We start from the raw sequence: 19,301 nt of genomic DNA, 5'->3' as shown, positions 1-19,301 counted from the left end.
CCATGCGCACAATGCGCGCCACCCGGGAGAGGGATTTCCAACAATGAACGAGATTGTGATGCGGCTGGGCCTGGAGGCCTGGAAGCCGGCGCTGGGCACGCTGCTGCTGCCGCCGGTGCCGGCGCTGCTGGTGCTGCTGCTGGGGCTGCTGTGGCGGCGCACGCGCGCCGGCCTGGCGCTGCTGGTGTTGAGCGCGCTGCTGCTGTGGTTCGGCGCCACCGACGTCGTGGCAGAGCGCGCCCGCGAGGTGCTGCTGCAGCCGCCGCCGGCCGTGGACCCGGCCGCGCTGCAGCGGCTGCCCGCGGCGCGCGCCACCATCGTCGTGCTCGGCGGCGGGCGCGAGGCCCGGGCGCCGGAGTACGGCGGGCCCAGCCTGACGCACCTGTCGCTGGAGCGGCTGCGCTACGGCGTGTGGCTGTCGCGCGCCAGCGGGCTGGGCGTGGGCTTCAGCGGCGGCGTGGGCCATGCGGGCGAGCCCGGCGTGGCCGAGGCCGTGGTGGCCGCGCGCATTGCGCGCGAGGAGTTCGGGCATCCGCTGCGCTGGGTCGAGGACGGCTCACGCGACACGCGCGAGAACGCCGCGCGCACCGTAGCGCTGCTGCGGCCCCGCGGCATCACGGAGCTGGTGGTGGTGACGCAGGACTGGCACATGCCGCGCGCCCTGCGCGCCTTCGAGCAGGCCGCCGCGGCCCAGGGCATGGCGCTGCGTCTGATCGCGGCGCCCGTGGGCCTGGCGCCGCGCGTCGAGCAGCCGCTGCTGCGCTGGCTGCCCAGCAGTGAAGGCTTCACCCTGTTGCGCCAGGTGCTGCGCGAGCGCATCGGGCTGCTGATGGGGTCCTGAGCACCGCTGCGCAGCGCTGAAAGGCGGGCCCCAAAAAGCGAACCCCTCCGGACCTTGCGGTGCGGAGGGGACGGGCGATTGCCACCGCCGATGGGGCTCCGGAGGTAGGCGGTCCGGGGCTCCTGGAGCGCAGAGACTGCGCCACTTGCATGAACCTGCGCGAAGCAGGCAAGGCAAAGGTAGCTCAGCGCATGAGCCGCTACAAGCTTGGCGACGGCCGGCGCAGGGGCTTCAGCCCCCGGCGCGGCCGGACATGAGACGCTCAAAAAGGCTGTCCATGCGCGCCTGCACCGCCGGCTCCATGGTGATGGTGCGGCCCCACTCGCGGCTGGTCTCGCCAGGCCACTTGTTGGTCGCGTCCAGCCCCATCTTGCCGCCCAGCCCGCTCACGGGCGAGGCGAAGTCGAGGTAGTCGATGGGCGTGTCGGGCACCAGCGTGGTGTCGCGCACCGGGTCCATGCGCGTGGTGATAGCCCAGATCACGTCGCGCCAGTCGCGGATGTTCACGTCCTCGTCCGTGACCACGATGAACTTCGTGTACATGAACTGGCGCAGGAAGCTCCACAGCCCGAACATCAGCCGCTTGGCGTGGCCCGGATAGGCCTTGCGCATCGAGATCACCGCCAGCCGGTAGCTGCAGCCTTCGGGCGGCAAATAGAAATCCGCGATCTCCGGAAACTGCTTCTGCAGGATCGGCACGAACACCTCGTTGAGCGCCACGCCCAGCACCGCGGGCTCGTCGGGCGGCTTGCCGGTGTAGGTCGAGTGGTAGACCGGGTCGCGCCGCTGCGTGAGGCGGTCCACGCGGAACACCGGAAACCAGTCCTGCTCGTTGTAGTAGCCGGTGTGGTCGCCGAACGGGCCTTCGAGCGCATGCAGGTAGCCGCCGCGCTCCCTGAGCGGCACGCCGTCCTCGCTCACGCCCTCGAAGCCCGGCTCGGCCGTCGGGATGTGGCCCTCCAGCACGATCTCGGCGCTGGCTGGCGCCTGCAGCTTGAGCGCGCCCTCGCCCACCGAGGTGTCGGCCAGCTCGGTGCGGCTGCCGCGCAGCAGGCCGGCGAACTGGTATTCGGAGAGCGTGTCGGGCACCGGCGTGACCGCGCCCAGCAGCGTGGCCGGGTCGGCGCCCAGCGCCACGGCGATCGGGAACGGCTTGCCAGGGTTGGCGCGGGCGAACTCGCGGAAGTCGAGCGCGCCGCCGCGGTGCGCCAGCCAGCGCATGATCAATTCGCGCCGCCCGATGAGCTGCTGGCGGTAGATGCCCAGGTTCTGGCGCGTGCGCGGCTGCGCCACCGACTGCGGCCCGCGCGTGATCACGAGGCCCCAGGTCAGCAGCGGGCCGGCGTCGCCGGGCCAGCACAGCTGGATCGGCAGCCGGTGCAAATCCACCTCGTCGCCCTGCAGCACCTGCGCCTGGCACAGCGGCGAGGACACGCGCGCCGGCTTCATGTCCCACAGCGCCTTGCCCATCTGCAGCAGCCGCCCGGCGTCCTTCAGGCCGCGCGGCGGCTCGGGCTCCTTGAGGCTGGCCAGCAGCCGGCCGATGTCGCGCAATTCCGACGTGTCCTGCGCGCCCATGCCCAGCGCCACGCGCCGCGGCGTGCCGAACAGGTTGCCCAGCACCGGCATGTCGTGCCCGACGGGCTTCTCGAACCACAGCGCCGGCCCGCCGGCCTGCAGCACGCGGTCGCACAAGGCCGTCATTTCGAGCTTGGGCGACACCGGCTCGCTGACGCGACGCAACTCGCCCAAGCGTTCAAGTTGCACGACAAAGTCGCGCAGATCACGGTACTTCATTACCCGCCGTTATGAAGAATGGGTTGTATATCCTTGACCGGTTATTTCAACCGTTCCTAGAATGGGTTCACCTGGCTGAGACCAGGGTTGTCCCGATCCCTCTTCAGGGGTACCGCTGCCTCGCAGCCCGTGGCGCCTTCGGCGCCGCGCTGGGGTCCGCTTTCGAGCGGACCGGCTGCCGAACCATTATCGCCGCCGCCCTCGCGGCGCCCGGAAGCCGCCTCCCTCCCGCTGGAGACGGCGCCGGACGCTGCACCGGTGGACGAAAGGAGAGCAATGACAGCGCTTGTCATGTTGCGCGCCGTGCGCGCCTCGGTCGCCGTTTTTGTGCGCGACGTCGTATCCGGGCTGATCCAGGTCAGCCACAGCACCCTGGCCCTGCTGGGCCTGACCGTGGTGGCGGTGCTGGCCTTCGCTGGCAGCCATCCCGAGCTGCGCCACGAGGCGGAGCGCGCCGCCTTCGGCTGGCTGCAGTCGCGCTACGAGGCGCGCGCCGAGCGCGAAGGCAACCTGCTGGTGTCGCTGGCGGACCCGCAAGGCGTGGCCCGCGCCACCGCGACGGACCCCAAGGAGCTTGACCGCCAGCAGGCGGCGGTGGCCAAGTGGCTGTCGCGCCGCTACCGCGTCGCGCCCGAGCCGGTGAGCCGCCTGGTGCAGGAGGCGTGGCAGGTGGGCCGCCAGGCCGGGCTGGAGCCGACGCTGATCCTGGCCATCATGGCCGTGGAATCCAGCTTCAACCCCTTCGCCCAGAGCGCCGTCGGCGCGCAGGGACTGATGCAGGTGATGACGCGGGTGCACGACGACAAGTACGAGCGCTTCGGCGGCACGCTGGCGGCCTTCGACCCGGTGACGAACCTGCGCGTGGGCGTGCAGGTGCTCAAGGAATGCATCCAGCGCGCCGGCGGCCTCGAAGCCGGGCTGCGCTACTACGTCGGCGCGGCCAACCTGGAAGACGACGGCGGCTACGCCGGCAAGGTGCTGGCCGAGCAGGCCTACCTGCGCCAGGTCGCCAGCGGCCGCGGCGTGCCCTTCAACGCGCCGATGCCGGTGGTAGCACCCGTGCGCAGCGCCCCGGTGGCCGCGGCGGAACAGGCCGCCACCGCCCCGGCCGGCGATGCCGTCATCGCCGTGCGCTGAACCCGCTGGACTGAACCGAAGGCGCGCAGGCGCCTTTTTTGTCGTCGCGCCGGCGACCGGCCCAAAGCAAAAAGCCCCTGATGGATCACCATCAGGGGCTTGCGATTGGTAGGCGCGATTGGACTCGAACCAACGACCCCCACCATGTCAAGGTGGTGCTCTAACCAGCTGAGCTACGCGCCTGTCGTTTGCTGAAGACGCTATTCTAGGACAGGTTTTGGGCGTTGCGCAAGCACCTTTAGCGAAAAATTTGAAGAAATCGTTCCGGGGCGCTTCGAGATGCTTCGGGACGCCCCGAAACGCTTCCTAGCGCCTGGCCGCGCGCCGCACGCCGCCGATGCGCTGCACCTGCGCCAGCACCTGCGCCAGCCGCGCCGCGTCGCCCACCTCGACGGTGAAGCCCAGCCGCGTGCTGCCGCCGTGTACGTCCTTGAACGACTGCATCTTCAGGTCGGTGATCTTCATCTTCTCCTTGGCGAAGAGCTCGGAGATGTCGCGCAGCAGCCCGGGGCGGTCGGCCGCCTCCACCGTCACGTCCACCGGGTAGAGCGCAGTCCCGTCGCCGCGCGGCTTGCCCCACGCCACGGCGATGACGCGCTCGGGCGCCTGGCGCGCCGCGTGGCGGAAGTTGGTGCAGTCGGCGCGGTGCACCGCCACGCCGCGCCCGCGCGTGACGATGCCGCCGATGGCGTCCGGCGGCGCCGGGCGGCAGCAGCGCGCCAGCGTGGTCAGGAGCGACTCCACCCCCACCACCAGCACGCCGCCGCGCGGCCCGCCCTCGGGCACCGTGGCGCGCTTGGTGACAAGCTCGTCGGGCGTGGGCGGCGGCTCGGCCGGACGCAGCAGCTGCTCGATGTTGCGCAGCGAGTACTCGTCCTTGCCCACCACCTCGAACAGCGCATCCGCGCTCTTGAAGCCCAGCCGCGCGGCCAGCTCTTCGAGCTTGAGCGCCGTGCGCCCCTCGCGCTGCAGCAGCTTCTCCACCGCCTCGCGCCCGCGCGCGATGGTGTCGCGCTGCGCCAGCGCGTTGAACCAGGCGCGCACCTTGGCGCGCGCGCGCGGGCTAGCTAGGTAGCCCAGCTCGGCATTGAGCCAGTCCAGCGACGGGCCGCCTTCCTTGCAGGTGTTGACCTCCACGGTCTGCCCGCTGCGCAGCGGCGTGTTCAGCGGCACCAGCGCGCCGTCCACGCGCGCGCCGCGGCAGCGGTGGCCCAGGTCGGTGTGCACGGTGTAGGCGAAGTCTACCGGCGTGGCGCCCGCGGGCAGCTCGACCACCGAGGCCTGCGGCGTGAAGACGTAGATGCGATCGTCGAAGCCGCCGCCCTTGCCCGAGTGCGCATAGTCGCGCTCCCATTCCAGCAGCTGGCGCAGCACGGCCTTGCGCGCCTCGGCCACGCGCTCCTCGAACGCGCCCGCGGCGCTGACGCCGGCATAGCCGCGCGCGCCGGCCTCCTTGTAGGCCCAGTGCGCGGCCACGCCGTACTCGGCGTGCTCGTGCATGACGCGAGTGCGGATCTGCACCTCCACCGGCCGGTCCTCGTCGTCGAGCACCACGGTGTGCAGCGACTGGTAGCCGTTGGGCTTCGGCTTGGCGATGTAGTCGTCGAATTCGCCTTCGAGCGGCCGGTAGCGCTCGTGCACGCGCGCCAGCGCCGCGTAGCACGCCGGCACGTCGGCCACGATGACGCGCAGCGCGCGCAGGTCCAGCACGCGTTCGAAGCCCAGGCGCTTGCCCTGCATCTTTTTCCAGATGCTGTAGATGTGCTTCGGGCGCCCCTGCACGGTGGCCTGCACGCCGGCCTCGGCCAGTTCCTGCGCCAGCTCGGCGCGGAAGCGCTCCACGCCCTGCTCGCGCTCGCTGCGCTTCTCGTGCAGCAGCGTGGCGATGCGCTTGTACTCGCCCGGCTGCAGGAAGCGGAAGGCCAGGTCCTCGATCTCCCACTTGATCTGCCAGATGCCCAGCCGGTTGGCCAGCGGCGCGAACACCTGCTGCGACTCCAGCGCCAGCTCGCGCGGGCACGGCTGCTTGCTCGCGGCGAACCAGCGCAGCGTCTGCAGCCGCGAGGCCAGGCGCAGCAGCACCACGCGCAGGTCGCGCGAGAAGGCCAGCAGCATCTTGCGCACGCGCTCGGTCTGCTGCGCGCGCGCGCCCTCCTCCACGCGCGCCTGGCGCGCCGCGCGCTGGATCTGCACCAGCTGCCGCGTGTGCGCCACCAGGCTCGCGTAGGACTCGCCAAACGCCTTGGCCACCACCTCCTCGGGCTTCTGCAGGTAGTCGCCGGCATAGACCAGGTAGGCCGCGGCCTGCATCGCCGGCGCCGCGCCGATGCTGCGCAGCACCGCGCACACGCCGTCGGCATGCGCCAGCGCGTCCTCGCCGGTGTCGAGCACGCGCTGCCACAGCAGCGGCTCGGCGAAGGCGCGCGCGCGCTGCAGCGCCAGCATCCCGGCATCCTCGGCCGAGAGCTGCCCCGCGTCGGCATCGGGCGGCAGCTCGGCCAGCTCGACGATGGTCGCCGGCCGCGCCGTGACCCATTCGGACTGCAGGCTCTTCATGGGGACAGCAGGAAGTCTCTTACCGCCTGCACCTGGTCCGGCTGCACCAGCATCGGCGCATGGCCCACACCCTCGAACTCCACCAGCCGCGCGCGCGGTCCACGCTGCGTCATGGCCTGCGCGGTGGCGGGCGACAGCAGGTCAGACTCCTTGCCGCGCAGCAGCAGCACCTCGCAGCGCATGGCCTCGTAGGCCTGCCACAGCGCGGCCGAGCCGGTGCGCGCCACCTGCTCCGGCGGCAGGCTCTTGAACACCTCGGCGATGCGCAGGTCGTAGTGCAGCGTCACGCCGCCGCCGTCGTCCGGGCGCAGCTGTGCCCGGCACAGCTCCAGCCACTGCTCGGAGGTGTGCGGGCCGAAGCTCTCGGAGATGCCGTGCAGGAACTCCGCGGCTTCGGCCTCGGTGTCCCAGTGGCGGTACACGCCCACGTAGTCGCCGATGCGCGCCAGGCCCTCGGCCTCGATGTCCGGGCCGACGTCGTTGATCACCATGCGCCGCAGCGGCGCATTGGCCAGCGCGCCCAGGCTCATGCCGATGAGCCCGCCCATGGACGTGCCCACCCAGTCCACCTCGCGCGCATCCAGCCGCGACAGCAGGCTGACCATGTCGGCCACGTAGTACGGCACCGCGTAGCCCATCGGATCCTTCAGCCAGTCGGAGCGCCCGCGCCCCAGCACGTCCGGGCACACCACGCGGTACTCGCCGGCCATGGCGCGCGCCAGCGTGGCGAAATCGCGCCCCTGGCGCGTGAGGCCGTGCACGCACACCAGCACGCGCTCGTTGGCCGGATCGCCCCATTCCCAGCAGGCCATGCGGTAGATCGCGCCCGGGCGCAGGCAAGGCACGTGAATCAGGCGCGGCGAATCGTTCATGATGGCTCCCGTTTTCCCTCGGCTCATCCTATCAATCCCCCTCAAGAGGTATTCATGCTCAAGGCAAAGACCGCCCTCGTCACCGGCTCCACCAGCGGCATCGGGCTGGGCATCGCGAAGGCCCTGGCGCGCCAGGGCGCCAACATCCTGCTCAACGGCTTCGGCGACACCGAGGCAGCGCTGGCCGAGGTGCGCGCGCTGGGCGTGCGCGTGGCCTACCACGGCGCCGACATGAGCAAGCCCGCGGAGATCGAGGAAATGATGCGGGCCGCCGAGGCCGAGTTCGGCGCGGTGGACATCCTGGTCAACAACGCCGGCATCCAGCACGTGGCGCCGGTGGCCAGCTTCCCGCCCGAGAAGTGGGACGCGATCATCGCCATCAACCTGAGCTCGGCCTTCCACACCACGCGGCTGGCGCTGCCGGGCATGACGCAGCGCGGCTGGGGCCGCATCATCAACGTTGCCTCGGTGCACGGCCTGGTGGCCTCGGCCGAGAAGTCGGCCTATGTCGCGGCCAAGCACGGGCTCATCGGCTTCACCAAGACGGTGGCGCTGGAGACGGCCTCCACCGGCGTCACCGCCAACGCCATCTGCCCGGGCTGGGTGCTCACGCCGCTGGTGGAGAAGCAGGTGGCCGCGCGCGCGCAGGCCGACGGCATCGACCACGAACAGGCCAAGCGCCGGCTGCTGGGCGACAAGCAGCCCTCGATGCAGTTCACCACCGCCGAGGAGCTGGGCGAGCTGGCCGTGTTCCTGTGCTCACCGGCGGCCAACAACATCCGCGGCGCGGCCTTCAACGTGGACGGGGGCTGGGTCGCGCAGTAAGGCGCGGCCCGCCTGCCCGCGCCGCAAGCGCGGGCGCGGGCGCGGTCCTACTCCATCTGGATCGAGCCGCTGACCGTGGCGCTGACCTGTCCGCGTCCGGGCTCCACCGGCAGCGACTCGTCGGCCATCGGCGCGGCCATGGCGCGGGCCTTGAACACGGGCATCGGCGGCGTGGCCGCGTCGGTGTTGATCTGCACCTCGCGCAGGTTCCAGCGGTTGAAGCCGAACTGGCGCGTGACCTCGGCGGCACGCTGCTTGTAGCGCTCGATGGCGCGCGCGCCGACCTCGCTCTCGAGCTGCTCGCGCGCCTCGCGCGACAGCGAGTAGCCCACGCGCGCGATGGTCATGCTCGTGATGCGCGGCGCCAGCTGCGCGATGGCCGCCATGTCGCGGCCCTCGACGATCAGCTCCGTGCTGCCCTGCCAGCCGCTGATGCCGCCCTTGGCGTTGTAGCGCGGGAACACCGACAGGTTGCCTGCGCGCACCTCGACCTGGCCGGGCTTGGCGACCCTGCGCGCCTCGGCCAGCGCCGCGTCCAGCGCCTGGCGCAGCGCCGACTGCACCGCGCCGGCCTCGGCGCCGTCGCGCGTGGTGCTGAAGGCGAGCGTGAGCCAGTCATTGGGCACGTCCATGCTGGCACTGGCGCTGAGCGTGAGCACGCGCTGTGGCGGCGAGACGTTGAGCGTCGTCTGCGCCTGAGCGGCCATGCCGAAGGTGGCCAGCGCAACCAATGCCAAGGATGGCAGGAACGTCAAAACTCTCATTGGGGGGGCTCCATGGAGGGGGTGGACATGCCTCTTTTAGGGGTAGCGAGGCGACACTCTGTAACGCCGCCGTGCCAAGGTTGGCACCGAAAGAGTTGTAACAGAGGTGGGAAACCGGTCAAAACCTGCTTGCCAACCTGTTCACAATGCCGCCGTTACAAATAGGGAGCCTGCCATGAACACCCCTGCCAACCCCCGACCGGACCGCGTCGTCGTGGTCGATGACGATGCGCGCATCCGCGACCTGCTGCGCCGCTACCTGACGCAGGAAGGCTTTGAAGTGCTGCTGGCCGAGGATGCCAAGGCGCTCAACCGCGTGCTCACGCGCGAGACCATCGACCTGATCGTGCTGGACCTGATGCTGCCCGGCGAGGACGGGCTGTCGATCTGCCGCCGGCTGCGCGCGGCCAACGACTCTACGCCGATCATCATGCTCACGGCCAAGGTCGAGGACGTGGACCGCATCGTCGGGCTGGAAGTCGGCGCCGACGACTACCTGCCCAAGCCCTTCAACCCGCGCGAGCTGCTGGCGCGCATCCATGCCGTGCTGCGGCGGCGCCCCGCGCTGGAGGCGCCGGGCGCGCCGTCGAAGGAGCCGCAGATCGTGACCTTCGGGCCCTTCGAGTTCGACCTGTCGCTGCGCCGCCTGACCAAGGACGGCGAGCAGATGGCGCTGACCACGGGCGAGTTCTCGATGCTCAAGGCGCTGGTGCGGCATCCGCGCCAGCCGCTGTCGCGCGACAAGCTGGCGCAGCTGGCGCGCGGGCGCGAGTTCGAGCCCTTCGACCGCAGCCTCGACGTGCAGATCTCGCGCCTGCGCAAGATGATCGAGCCCGACCCGGCGCAGCCGCGCTACATCCAGACCGTGTGGGGTGTGGGCTATGTCTTCGTCCCCGATGGCGCGAGCTGAGCCGGGCCACACCTCCACCATGTCCTCGGCCGAGGGTGTGACGCGGCAGCCCCCGGCGCCCACCACGAAGTTGCGGGCCATGCGCCGCCGGCTGCGCCGGCTGTGGCCGCGGCGCGCGCCGAGCCGGCCGCGCCAGTCGGTGGCGCTGAGCCTGTTCTGGCGCACCTTCTTCCTGCTGGCGCTGCTGCTGGGCGGCGGCATCTTCGCGTGGGTGCAGACGCTGCGCGCGCTGGAGCTGGAGCCGCGCGCGGTGCAGTCGGCGCAGCAGATCGCCAGCCTGGTGAACCTGTCGCGCGCGGCGCTGCGCTACTCCGACAGCATCCACCGCGTCGCCGTCGTCAAGACGATGAGCGAGGAGGAGGCGGTCAAGGTGCTGCCGCGCGAGCCCGGCCATCGATGGGAGCCCTTCGAGACCGACCGCTTCACGCGCCGCATCGGGCGCGAGCTGCGCGCGCGGCTGGACGAGGACACCATCCTGGCGCGCAGCGTCAACGGCGTGGACGGGCTGTGGGTGGGCTTCACCATCGAGCGCGACGCCTACTGGCTGCAGGCCGAGGCCACGCGCGTGTACCCGCTCACCGGCGGCACCTGGTTCGTCTGGGTCGGCATCGCCTTCATCGCCACGCTGCTGGGCTCGGCGGCGATCGCGCGGCTGATCAACCAGCCGCTGCGCGACCTGTCCTTTGCCGCCAGCCGCATCCGCGAGGGCGAGTACGAGTCGCAGCTTGACGAGAACACGCTCACCAGCGAGATCCGCGAGGTGAACATGGGCTTCAACCGCATGGCGCGCGAGCTGGCCAAGGTGGAGGAAGACCGCGCCGTGATGCTCGCCGGCATCTCGCACGACCTGCGCACGCCGCTGGCGCGGCTGCGCCTGGAAGCCGAGATGAGCGTCAACGACGAGGAAGCGCGGCGCAACATGGCCATGGACATCGACCAGCTCGACGCCATCATCGACAAGTTCATGGACTACGCCCGCCCGGGCGACGCGCCGCTGATCCCGGTGAACCTGTCCGGGCTGATCGAGCGCGAGGCCGCCGCGTTCCGCGACCCGACGCAGATCCGCATCAGCGCGCGCGTGGCCATCGACCTGATGGTGCTGGCCGACGACACCGAGCTCGGCCGCGTCTTCGCCAACCTGTTCGAGAACGCGCGCCGCTACGGCCGCGGCGAAGGCGGCGGCCCGGCGCTGGTGCTGGTGAGCTACACGCGCAGCGGCCCGTGGGTGGTGGTGAGCGTGCGCGACCACGGCCCCGGCGTGCCGCCGGCGCGCCTGGCGCAGCTGACCACGCCCTTCTACCGCGGCGACACGGCCCGCACCGCGGCCACCGGCGCGGGGCTGGGCCTGGCGATCGTCGACAAGTCGCTGCAGCGCATGGGCGGGCGGCTGGAGCTGGCCAACGCGCCCGACGGCGGCCTCATCGCGCACGTGCGGCTGAAGCGGGCGCCGTGAGGCAGGACGGCAAGCGCCCTTTGTGAGCCGGTAGCTGTTGCGGTTCGATAGTTACTTCGTCATCCCCGCCTTGGCGGGCATGACGACATTTCCACTTCGGTCAGCGAGCCGGGCCACCGTTGCGCCCTCAACAGCGGCTCACGCCTTGTAGAGCAGGCACACCGCCCGCGCCTCGATCGCCCGCTTCTCCCCCACCGGCCCCAGCTTCTCCGCCGTCTTGGCCTTGACGTTGACGCGCCCGGCCTCGATGCCCAGCACCTGCGCGATGCGCGCGCGCATGGCGTCGATGTGCGGCGCGAGCTTGGGTGCCTGGGCCACGATGGTGGAGTCCACGTTGGCGATGTCCCAGCCCTGGGCCCGCACCCGGCGCGCGGCCTCGGCCAGCAGCACGGCGGAGTCGGCGCCCTTGAAGGCGGCATCGGTGTCGGGGAAATGGCGGCCGATGTCGCCCAGCCCCGCCGCGCCCAGCAGCGCGTCGGTGAGCGCGTGCAGCAGCGCGTCGGCGTCCGAATGCCCCAGCAGGCCGTGCGTGTGCGGCACCGTCACGCCGCCGAGCACCAGCGGCCGCCCTTCGACCAGCTGGTGCACGTCCCAGCCCTCGCCGATGCGAAGCTGCGGGATCACCGCGCGCCTCCGTTCACGGCGGCGGCGCCGGGCATTCGGCGATCGTCGTCAGCGGGGGACAAGGCGGAGGAAGTGGCGGGAGCCATGGTCTGCAGCAGTCTTTCCGCCAGCCCGAAGTCGGCCGGCCAGGTGAGCTTGAAGTTTTCCAGCGCGCCGGGCACCAGCCGCGGGCGCAGGCCCAGCGCCTCGACCGCGCTGGCCTCGTCGGTGACCGCATCGCCCGCCTCGGCCAGCGCGCGCCGCAGCAGCCCGATGCGGAACATCTGCGGCGTCTGCGCCGCCCACTTGCCGCCGCGGTCGATGGTGGCGGCGACGCGCCCGGCCTCCTCCTGCTTGAGCGTGTCGGCCACCGGCAGCGCCAGCAGCCCGCCCACGTCGTCGTGCTCGCAGGCGGCGATCAGGTTCAGCACCCATTCCGGCCGGACCAGGCAGCGCGCCGCGTCGTGCACCAGCACCCAGTCGGCCTCGGCGGCGCCGCGTGCCAGCAGCGCTTCCAGCCCGGCCGCGACCGTGGCCGCACGGGTGGCGCCGCCGACGCGGGCGGTCCACAGGCGCGCGTCGGCGCCGGCCCGGGGCACGGCCAACTCGAAAAGGTCGTCGTCCGGCGCCAGCACCACCAGCGTGGCGGCCAGGCGCGGCACGCGCGACAAGGCGTCCAGGGTGTGGGCCACGAGCGTGCGGCCGGCGAGGGATACGTACTGCTTGGGCCGGTCGGCGCCGGAGCGGCTGCCGGTGCCGGCGCAGGGCACGAGCGCCCAGCAGCGCGGCGCCGTCCCGTGATCGAGGGTGGTCATCGGGCCGGATTCTAGAATTTGCCCCCCGCCCATCCCCGGGCGCGCCTCCTGCTGCAACCCCCCTCACGATGCAACTGCCCGCCATCGCCCCCGGCAAACGATTCACGCTGCCGCGCCCGCCGGGCTCGGCCGACGCCCTGCTGCTGGCGCGCAGCGCCCGCCAGCACGCCGACGCGAAACGGCTGCTGGCCATCGTCACCGCCGACCCCGCCGACGCGCCGCGCCTGGCCGACGAGCTCGCCTTCTTCGAACCGGGCCTGCGCGTGGCCGTGTTCCCCGACTGGGAAACGCTGCCCTACGACAACTTCAGCCCGCACCAGGACCTGATCTCCGAGCGCCTGGCCACGCTCTGGCGCATCCTGCAGCGTGACGTGGACGTGGTGCTGCTGCCCGCCACCACGGCGCTGGCGCGCCTGGCGCCGCCCAGTTTCCTGGCCGCCTACACCTTCAACTTCAAGCAGAAGCAACGCCTGGACGAGGCCTCGCTGAAAAGCCAGCTGACGCTAGCCGGCTACCAGCACGTCAGCCAAGTGGTGTCGCCCGGCGAGTACGCGGTGCGCGGCGGGCTGATCGACCTGTTCCCCATGGGCTCGACCGTGCCCTACCGGGTGGACCTGTTCGGCGACGAGGTCGATTCGATCCGCACCTTCGACCCCGACAGCCAGCGCAGCCTCTACCCCGTGCCGGAGGTGCGGCTGCTGCCCGGGCGCGAGTTCCCGATGGACGAGGCCGCGCGCACCGCCTTCCGCGCCCGCTGGCGCGAGCGGCTCGAAGGCGACCCGACGCGCTCGCGCATCTACAAGGACATTGCCGCCGGCGTCGCCAGCGCCGGCATCGAGTACTGGCTGCCGCTGTTCTTCGACCAGGTCGCCGACATCTTCGAATACCTGGGCGACACCGCCGCGCTGGCGCTGCACGGCGAGGTCGATGACGCGCTGCAGCGCTTCTGGACCGACACGCGCGAGCGGCACCGCTTCCTGCAGCACGACCCCGAGCGCCCGCTGCTGCCGCCGGAGGCCCTCTTCCTGCGCGTCGAGGATTTCTACGGCCGCGCCAACGAGCACGCCACGCTTTCGCTGCGCGGCGCGGGCGAGACCGGCTGGGCCCGGCCGCTGCCCGACGTGAGCGTGGACCGCGGCGCCACCGAGCCACTGGCGCGGCTGGAAGCGCACCTGCGCGAGACGAGCGCACGCGTGCTGCTCGTGGCCGAGAGCGAGGGCCGGCGCGAGAGCCTGCTGGAGCTGCTGCGCGACCACCGCATCGAGGTGCCCAGCGTGGCGACGCTGGCCGAGTTCGAGGCCGGCGACGAGAAGGTGGCGATCACGGCCGCGCCGCTGGCCGCGGGCTTCCTCTGGCAAGAAGCGGCCGAGGGCCGGCAGCTGGAATTCCTGACCGAGAGCGAGCTCTTCGCCGCGGCCGGCGGCGGCGCGCGCCGGCGCCGCAAGCAGGAGCAGGTCAGCAACGTCGATACGCTGATCAAGGACCTGTCCGAACTCAAGATCGGCGACCCGGTGGTGCACATGAGCCACGGCATCGGGCGCTACCAGGGCTTGCTCAACATCGACCTGGGCGACGGCCCTTCCGAGTTCCTGCACCTGGAGTACGCCGACAAGGCCACACTGTACGTGCCGGTGTCGCAGCTGCAGCTGATCAGCCGCTACACCGGCGTCAGCGCCGAGGAGGCGCCGCTGCACAAGCTGGGCTCGGCGCAGTGGGACAAGGCCAAGCGCAAGGCCGCCGAGCAGGTGCGCGACACGGCCGCGGAGCTGCTCAACCTCTACGCCCGGCGCGCCGCGCGCGAGGGTTACGCCTTCCGCTTCTCGCCGCACGACTACGAGGCCTTCGCGGCGAGCTTCGGCTTCGAGGAGACGCCGGACCAGCGCGCGGCGATCCACGCCGTGATCCAGGACCTGATCAGCCCCAAGCCGATGGATCGCCTCGTGTGCGGCGACGTGGGCTTCGGCAAGACGGAGGTGGCGCTGCGCGCCGCGTTCGTGGCCGTCACCGGCGGCAAGCAGGTGGCGCTGCTGGCGCCGACCACGCTGCTGGCCGAGCAGCACTACCAGAACATCACCGACCGCTTCGGCAAGTGGCCGGTGCGGGTGGCGGAGATGAGCCGCTTCCGCTCCGCCAAGGAGATCAAGGCGGCGATGGCGGGGCTGGCCGACGGCACCATCGACATCGTCATCGGCACCCACAAGCTGCTGAGCCCCGACGTGAAGTTCAAGCGCCTGGGCCTGCTGATCATCGACGAGGAGCACCGCTTCGGCGTGCGCCACAAGGAGGCGATGAAGGCGATGCGCGCCGAGGTGGATGTGCTCACCCTCACCGCCACGCCCATTCCCCGCACCCTGGGCATGGCGCTGGAGGGTTTGAGGGACCTGTCCGTGATCGCCACCGCGCCGCAGCGGCGATTGGCCATCAAAACCTTCGTGCGCGGCGAGAGCCAGGGCGTGATCCGCGAGGCGGTGCTGCGCGAGCTGAAGCGCGGCGGGCAGGTGTACTTCCTGCACAACGAGGTGGAGACCATCGAGGCGCGCCGGGCCAAGCTGGCCGAGCTGCTGCCCGAAGCGCGCATTGCCGTGGCGCACGGGCAGATGCCCGAGCGCGAGCTGGAGCGGGTGATGCGCGACTTCGTGGCGCAGCGCCACAACGTGCTGCTGTGCTCGACCATCATCGAGACCGGCATCGACGTGCCCAGCGCCAACACCATCGTCATCAGCCGCGCCGACAAGTTCGGCCTGGCGCAGCTGCACCAGCTGCGCGGGCGCGTCGGGCGCAGCCACCACCAGGCCTATGCCTACCTGCTGGTGCCCGACGTGGAGGGCCTGACCAAGCAGGCCGCGCAGCGCCTGGAGGCGATCCAGGCCATGGAGGAGCTGGGCAGCGGTTTCTACCTCGCCATGCACGACCTGGAGATCCGCGGCGCCGGCGAGGTGCTGGGCGAGAACCAGAGCGGCAACATGCAGGAGGTCGGCTTCCAGCTCTACAACGACATGCTGTCGGAGGCCGTCAAGGCGCTCAAGAACGGCAAGGAGCCCGACCTGCTCAGCCCCTTCAGCGCCTCCACCGAGATCAACCTGCACGCCCCGGCCCTGCTGCCCGACAGCTACTGCGGCGACGTGCACGTGCGGCTGAACCTCTACAAGCGCCTGGCCAGCGCCGAGCGCGCCAGCGAGATCGACCAGCTGCTGGAGGAAGTAACGGACCGGTTCGGGAAGCTCCCGCCGCAGGGCCAGACCCTGTTCGACACGCACCGGCTGCGCGTGCTGGCCAAGCCGTATGGCGTGCTCAAGATCGACGCGGCGCCGGCGGCGATGGTGATCACGTTCCGGCCCAACGCGCCGGTGGACCCGATGCGCATCATCGAGCTGGTGCAGAAGAACCGGCACATCAAGCTTGCGGGCAACGACAAGCTGCGCATCGAGCGCGCCACGCCCGAAGCGCGCGACCGGGCGCAGTTCATCCGCGACGTGCTGCGCTCGCTGGGCGCGCCGGCGCGGGAGACGGCGTAGCGGGCCGGGATAATCACGGGTTTTGCCTGACCCGCTGCCTGCTGCCATGTCCGACGCCCTCGCCTTCGCCCCCGGCCTGACCCTCCGCGGCTTCACGCCGCCGCTGCGCTTGAGCGACTACGGCCTCATCGCCTTCGACATGGACTCGACGCTGATCAACATCGAGTGCATCGACGAGGTCGCCGACGCCGCCGGGCGCAAGGCCGAGGTGGCGGCCATCACCGAGGCCGCCATGCGCGGCGAGATCACCGACTTCAAGGACAGCCTGCGCCGCCGTGTCGCCATGCTCCAGGGCGTGCCCGAAGGCTTCCTGCACGAGGTGTTCGAGCAGCGCCTGAAGCCCAATCCCGGCGCGAAGGAGCTCATCGACACCTGCCGCGCCGCGGGCCTGAAGACGCTGCTGGTCTCCGGCGGTTTCACCTTCTTCGCCGAGCGGGTGTGCGCGCTGCTGGGCATCGACTTCGCCCGCTCCAACGTGCTGGAGATCGTGGACGGCAAGCTCACCGGGCGCCTGGTGGACCAGGACTGGGGCGACATCTGCGACGGCGCCGAGAAGCGCCGCATGCTGCTGGCCACCTGCGCCCAGCTGGGCCTGCGCCCGGACCAGGCCATCGCCATGGGCGACGGCGCCAACGACCTGCCCATGATGGGCGCGGCCGGCCTGTCGGTGGCCTACCACGCCAAGCCCAGGGTGCGCGAGCAGGCCATGGTCGCCATCGAGACGGGCGGGCTGGACCGGCTGCTGGAGGTGGTGCGGCCCTGAGCGCCGGGCCCCGCCTGCGCGGGAGCCGGGCGTGACGCGCTTCACGCCCTGAACGCTTGCTGGCGGACGCGGCACGGAAACCGGTTCTTTTGCCGGGTCGTCCCCGAACGGGCACGGCTAGGATGCGCCGCCCGCTCTCCGGCCCGTGGCCGCCCGCCTTTCCCGAGATGTCGATCGCCGTTCCCCCGGGCGCGCCCCGCGCCCCGCTGCTGACCGAGCTGTGCCGCGAGGCGCTGGTGCTGGCCTTCGGCGCGTTCCTGATCGTGGCGCTGAGCGCCGCGGCGGCGCTGATGCTGTGGCGCAGCCGCGAGGACGCGCTGTCCACCTGGCGGCTGTACCTGCAGAACTTCTCCGCCACCGCGGCCGAGCATGCCGCGCAGTCGCTGCGCACCGCCGACTACGCGCTGGGCGCCATCGTGGACCGCGTGCAGGCGCAGGGCGTGGACAGCGAGCAGCGGCTGCGCGAGCTGGCGCGCAGCCGGGCGACGTTCGAACTCATCCGCGAGCGCGCCGCCGAGATCGCGCTGCTGGACGTGACCACCCTGGTGGCACTGGACGGCGAGGTGCTGAACTTCAGCCGCAGCTTCCCGCCTCCGGCCATCAACCTGGCCGACCGCGACTACGTGAAGGCGCACCTGGCCGACCCGGACCTGGCGCTGTTCGTGTCGGCGCCGGTGCGCAACCGCGGCACCGGGCGCTGGACCTTCTACCTGGCGCGCAAGATCCGCGCGCCGTCGGGACAGCCCATCGGGCTGGCGCTGGCCGGCATCCAGAGCAGCTACTTCGAGCACTTCTACCGCGGCATCAACCTCAGCGAGGCCGACACCGCCATCCTGCTGATCAAGACCGACGGCACGCTGATGGCGCGGCACCCGCCGCGGCCCGAAGCGCTGGGCACGTCCTACCGCAACGCGCCCTCGATGCGCGCGCTGGCCGAGGCGATGGCCCAGGGCCGCAAGTCAGCCACCGTGCGCACCGACGCGCCCCGCACGTTGGACCCCGCCGACACGCTGCCGCGCGTGGCAGCCGCGCACCTGGTGGACGGCTTCCCGCTGGCGCTGAGCGTCACCACGCGCGAGCAGCTCATGCTTGCGGGATGGCGCGAAACCGCCTGGCTCACGGCCCTGGGCGTGCTGCTGCTCGATGCCGTGATCGCCGCCGGCACGCTCTACATCCACCGCCTGCTGCGCCGGCGGCGTGCCGCGCTGGCGCAGCTCGACGCCGCGCGCGCCGCCACCGAGGCGGCTGCCGACGCGAAGTCGCGCTTCCTGGCGCAGCTGAGCCAAGAGGTGCGCACCCCGCTGCAGGGGCTGCAGGGGCTGGCGCGGCGGCTGCTGGAGTCGCCGCTGCAGCCCGCGCAGCGGCTGCAGGCGCAGGTCATCGAGCGCTCCGGGCGCATGCTGCTGGACACGATCGACGAGGCGCTGGATTTCACGAAGTCGGTGTCGGCCGGACCGCAGGCGCTGGAGCACGCGTGCGTGGACCTGGCCGACCTGGGCCAGGACTGCATCGGGCTGTTCGAGCCGCAGGCGCACGTGAAGGGCCTGTCGCTGCGCCTGGAGGTCGAAGCCGAGGGCGGCGGCACGCAGGTGCTGGCCGACCCGCTGCGGCTGAGCCAGCTGCTCAACCACCTGCTGTCCAACGCCGTGAAGTTCACGCCCGCGGGCAGCGTGACGCTGCGCATCGCGCGGCGCGCGCCCGGCCGCTGGCGCTTCAGCGTGCGCGACACCGGCGTGGGGCTGACGCCGCGGCAGCGCGAGCACCTGTTCAAGCCCTTCGCGGCCGACGACGGTGCCGCGGCGCCGGATGCGCAGCGCGCCGGGCTGGGCCTGGCTGCCGTGCAGCGCCTGGTGCACCTGCTCGGCGGCACGCTGGACGCGCGCGGCACGCCGGGACAGGGCTCGGAGTTCTGGTGCGAGCTGCCCCTGAAGGAGGCCGGGGTGGAGGCGCTGCCGTGACGAGCCGCCGGTGATCAAACGGCGACGCTGACCACGCCGTCCTGCACCCGCACGGCATAAGCCTGGACCGACTTGTCAGGCGCTTCCAGGCATTCGCCGCTGCTCAGGTCGAAATGGTGCTTGTAGATCGGCGAGGCCACGACGATCCGCGCGCCCAGGTTGCCGATCAATCCACGCGACAGCACGCTGGCCTGGGAATTCGGATCGAAATTGTCGATGGCGAAAATGCGCTGCACGTCGTCCTCGACGCGGAACACCGCCACGTGCCGGTCCTGCACCAGGGCGCACACGCCGGTGTTGGGCACGATGTCGTCAATGGCGCACACGGGGGTCCAGGTGGTTTCCATGTCGTGATTCCTTGAATACTAAAAATTTCGGCGTTGTACGCACCGCATCAGGTCTGCGAACACCACCCCGTTCGCCCTGAGGTATCGAAGGGTGAAGCCGTCAGGCTCGGATGCCCGCACGCGGTGCGGGCCGTTCACCCTTCGA

General features: G+C 71.4%; 15 protein-coding genes and 1 tRNA gene. 8 read left to right on the top strand and 8 right to left on the bottom strand.

Annotation, left to right across the window (positions count from 1 at the left end):
• Positions 1-43 precede the first annotated feature (43 nt).
• Positions 44-841, top strand: coding sequence for a YdcF family protein (locus tag FJ694_RS24535; RefSeq protein ID WP_157269947.1), 798 nt, complete (start codon positions 44-46; stop codon positions 839-841).
• 231 nt (positions 842-1,072) lie between these two features.
• On the opposite strand, the gene FJ694_RS24530 is transcribed toward FJ694_RS24535, so the two are convergent.
• Positions 1,073-2,638, bottom strand: a complete 1,566-nt coding sequence (locus FJ694_RS24530) for a UbiD family decarboxylase domain-containing protein (protein ID WP_157269946.1) — start codon at positions 2,636-2,638, stop codon at positions 1,073-1,075.
• Between the two features lie 276 nt (positions 2,639-2,914).
• On the opposite strand from FJ694_RS24530, the gene FJ694_RS24525 reads away from it, so the two are divergent.
• The gene (locus FJ694_RS24525) at positions 2,915-3,775 is read left to right on the top strand and encodes a lytic transglycosylase domain-containing protein (RefSeq protein WP_157269945.1); all 861 of its coding nucleotides are present in this window, start codon (positions 2,915-2,917) and stop codon (positions 3,773-3,775) included.
• Positions 3,776-3,881: 106 nt separating this feature from the next.
• On the opposite strand, the gene FJ694_RS24520 is transcribed toward FJ694_RS24525, so the two are convergent.
• The 3 genes from FJ694_RS24520 to FJ694_RS24510 form a co-directional block, all read right to left on the bottom strand.
• Positions 3,882-3,958, bottom strand: a tRNA-Val gene (locus FJ694_RS24520).
• A gap of 123 nt (positions 3,959-4,081) precedes the next feature.
• Complete coding sequence (locus tag FJ694_RS24515; RefSeq protein ID WP_198320973.1) at positions 4,082-6,331, bottom strand: RelA/SpoT family protein; 2,250 nt, start codon at positions 6,329-6,331, stop codon at positions 4,082-4,084.
• On the bottom strand, positions 6,328-7,203 hold the full coding sequence (locus tag FJ694_RS24510; RefSeq protein WP_157269944.1) for an alpha/beta fold hydrolase: 876 nt from the start codon (positions 7,201-7,203) through the stop codon (positions 6,328-6,330). Before FJ694_RS24510 ends, FJ694_RS24515 begins: the two co-directional genes overlap by 4 nt.
• Positions 7,204-7,257: 54 nt before the next feature.
• Here FJ694_RS24510 and FJ694_RS24505 point away from each other — a divergent pair, with 54 nt between their 5' ends.
• Positions 7,258-8,028: a 3-hydroxybutyrate dehydrogenase gene (locus tag FJ694_RS24505; protein ID WP_157269943.1), complete on the top strand. Its 771-nt coding sequence runs from the start codon at positions 7,258-7,260 to the stop codon at positions 8,026-8,028.
• 47 nt (positions 8,029-8,075) lie between these two features.
• Here the strand turns inward: FJ694_RS24505 and FJ694_RS24500 are convergent, their stop codons facing one another.
• The gene (locus tag FJ694_RS24500) at positions 8,076-8,792 is read right to left on the bottom strand and encodes an SIMPL domain-containing protein (RefSeq protein ID WP_157269942.1); all 717 of its coding nucleotides are present in this window, start codon (positions 8,790-8,792) and stop codon (positions 8,076-8,078) included.
• Between the two features lie 175 nt (positions 8,793-8,967).
• Here FJ694_RS24500 and ompR point away from each other — a divergent pair, with 175 nt between their 5' ends.
• The gene (ompR, locus tag FJ694_RS24495; RefSeq protein ID WP_157269941.1) at positions 8,968-9,702 is read left to right on the top strand and encodes an osmolarity response regulator transcription factor OmpR; all 735 of its coding nucleotides are present in this window, start codon (positions 8,968-8,970) and stop codon (positions 9,700-9,702) included.
• A 79-nt stretch (positions 9,703-9,781) separates the two neighbouring features.
• Positions 9,782-11,155 carry a sensor histidine kinase family protein gene (locus FJ694_RS24490; protein WP_157269967.1) on the top strand — a complete coding sequence of 458 codons (1,374 nt, stop codon included), beginning with the start codon at positions 9,782-9,784 and terminating at the stop codon, positions 11,153-11,155.
• A 138-nt stretch (positions 11,156-11,293) separates the two neighbouring features.
• Here FJ694_RS24490 and ispF read toward each other — a convergent pair whose 3' ends face one another.
• A complete protein-coding gene (ispF, locus tag FJ694_RS24485; protein ID WP_157269940.1) occupies positions 11,294-11,779 on the bottom strand; it encodes a 2-C-methyl-D-erythritol 2,4-cyclodiphosphate synthase in 486 nt (161 codons plus the stop codon).
• Positions 11,776-12,573: a 2-C-methyl-D-erythritol 4-phosphate cytidylyltransferase gene (ispD, locus tag FJ694_RS24480; protein WP_157269939.1), complete on the bottom strand. Its 798-nt coding sequence runs from the start codon at positions 12,571-12,573 to the stop codon at positions 11,776-11,778. The genes ispF and ispD overlap by 4 nt, the downstream gene beginning before the upstream one ends.
• Before the next feature lie 68 nt (positions 12,574-12,641).
• Here ispD and mfd point away from each other — a divergent pair, with 68 nt between their 5' ends.
• The 3 genes from mfd to FJ694_RS24465 all read left to right on the top strand — a co-directional run bounded on the left by mfd (position 12,642) and on the right by FJ694_RS24465 (position 18,809).
• Complete coding sequence (mfd, locus tag FJ694_RS24475; protein WP_157269938.1) at positions 12,642-16,088, top strand: transcription-repair coupling factor; 3,447 nt, start codon at positions 12,642-12,644, stop codon at positions 16,086-16,088.
• Positions 16,089-16,134: 46 nt separating this feature from the next.
• On the top strand, positions 16,135-16,851 hold the full coding sequence (gene serB / locus FJ694_RS24470; RefSeq protein WP_157269937.1) for a phosphoserine phosphatase SerB: 717 nt from the start codon (positions 16,135-16,137) through the stop codon (positions 16,849-16,851).
• Positions 16,852-17,018: 167 nt separating this feature from the next.
• Complete coding sequence (locus FJ694_RS24465; protein WP_198320972.1) at positions 17,019-18,809, top strand: sensor histidine kinase; 1,791 nt, start codon at positions 17,019-17,021, stop codon at positions 18,807-18,809.
• A 14-nt stretch (positions 18,810-18,823) separates the two neighbouring features.
• Here the strand turns inward: FJ694_RS24465 and nirD are convergent, their stop codons facing one another.
• Positions 18,824-19,156, bottom strand: coding sequence for a nitrite reductase small subunit NirD (gene nirD / locus FJ694_RS24460; RefSeq protein WP_157269935.1), 333 nt, complete (start codon positions 19,154-19,156; stop codon positions 18,824-18,826).
• Positions 19,157-19,301: the final 145 nt, after the last annotated feature.

It is taken from the genome of Azohydromonas aeria (assembly GCF_009760915.1).
GTDB classification, from domain to species: domain Bacteria; phylum Pseudomonadota; class Gammaproteobacteria; order Burkholderiales; family Burkholderiaceae_C; genus Azohydromonas; species Azohydromonas aeria.
Note: the sequence above shows the minus strand (reverse complement) of the source record. Positions and strands in the feature narration are given on the sequence as shown.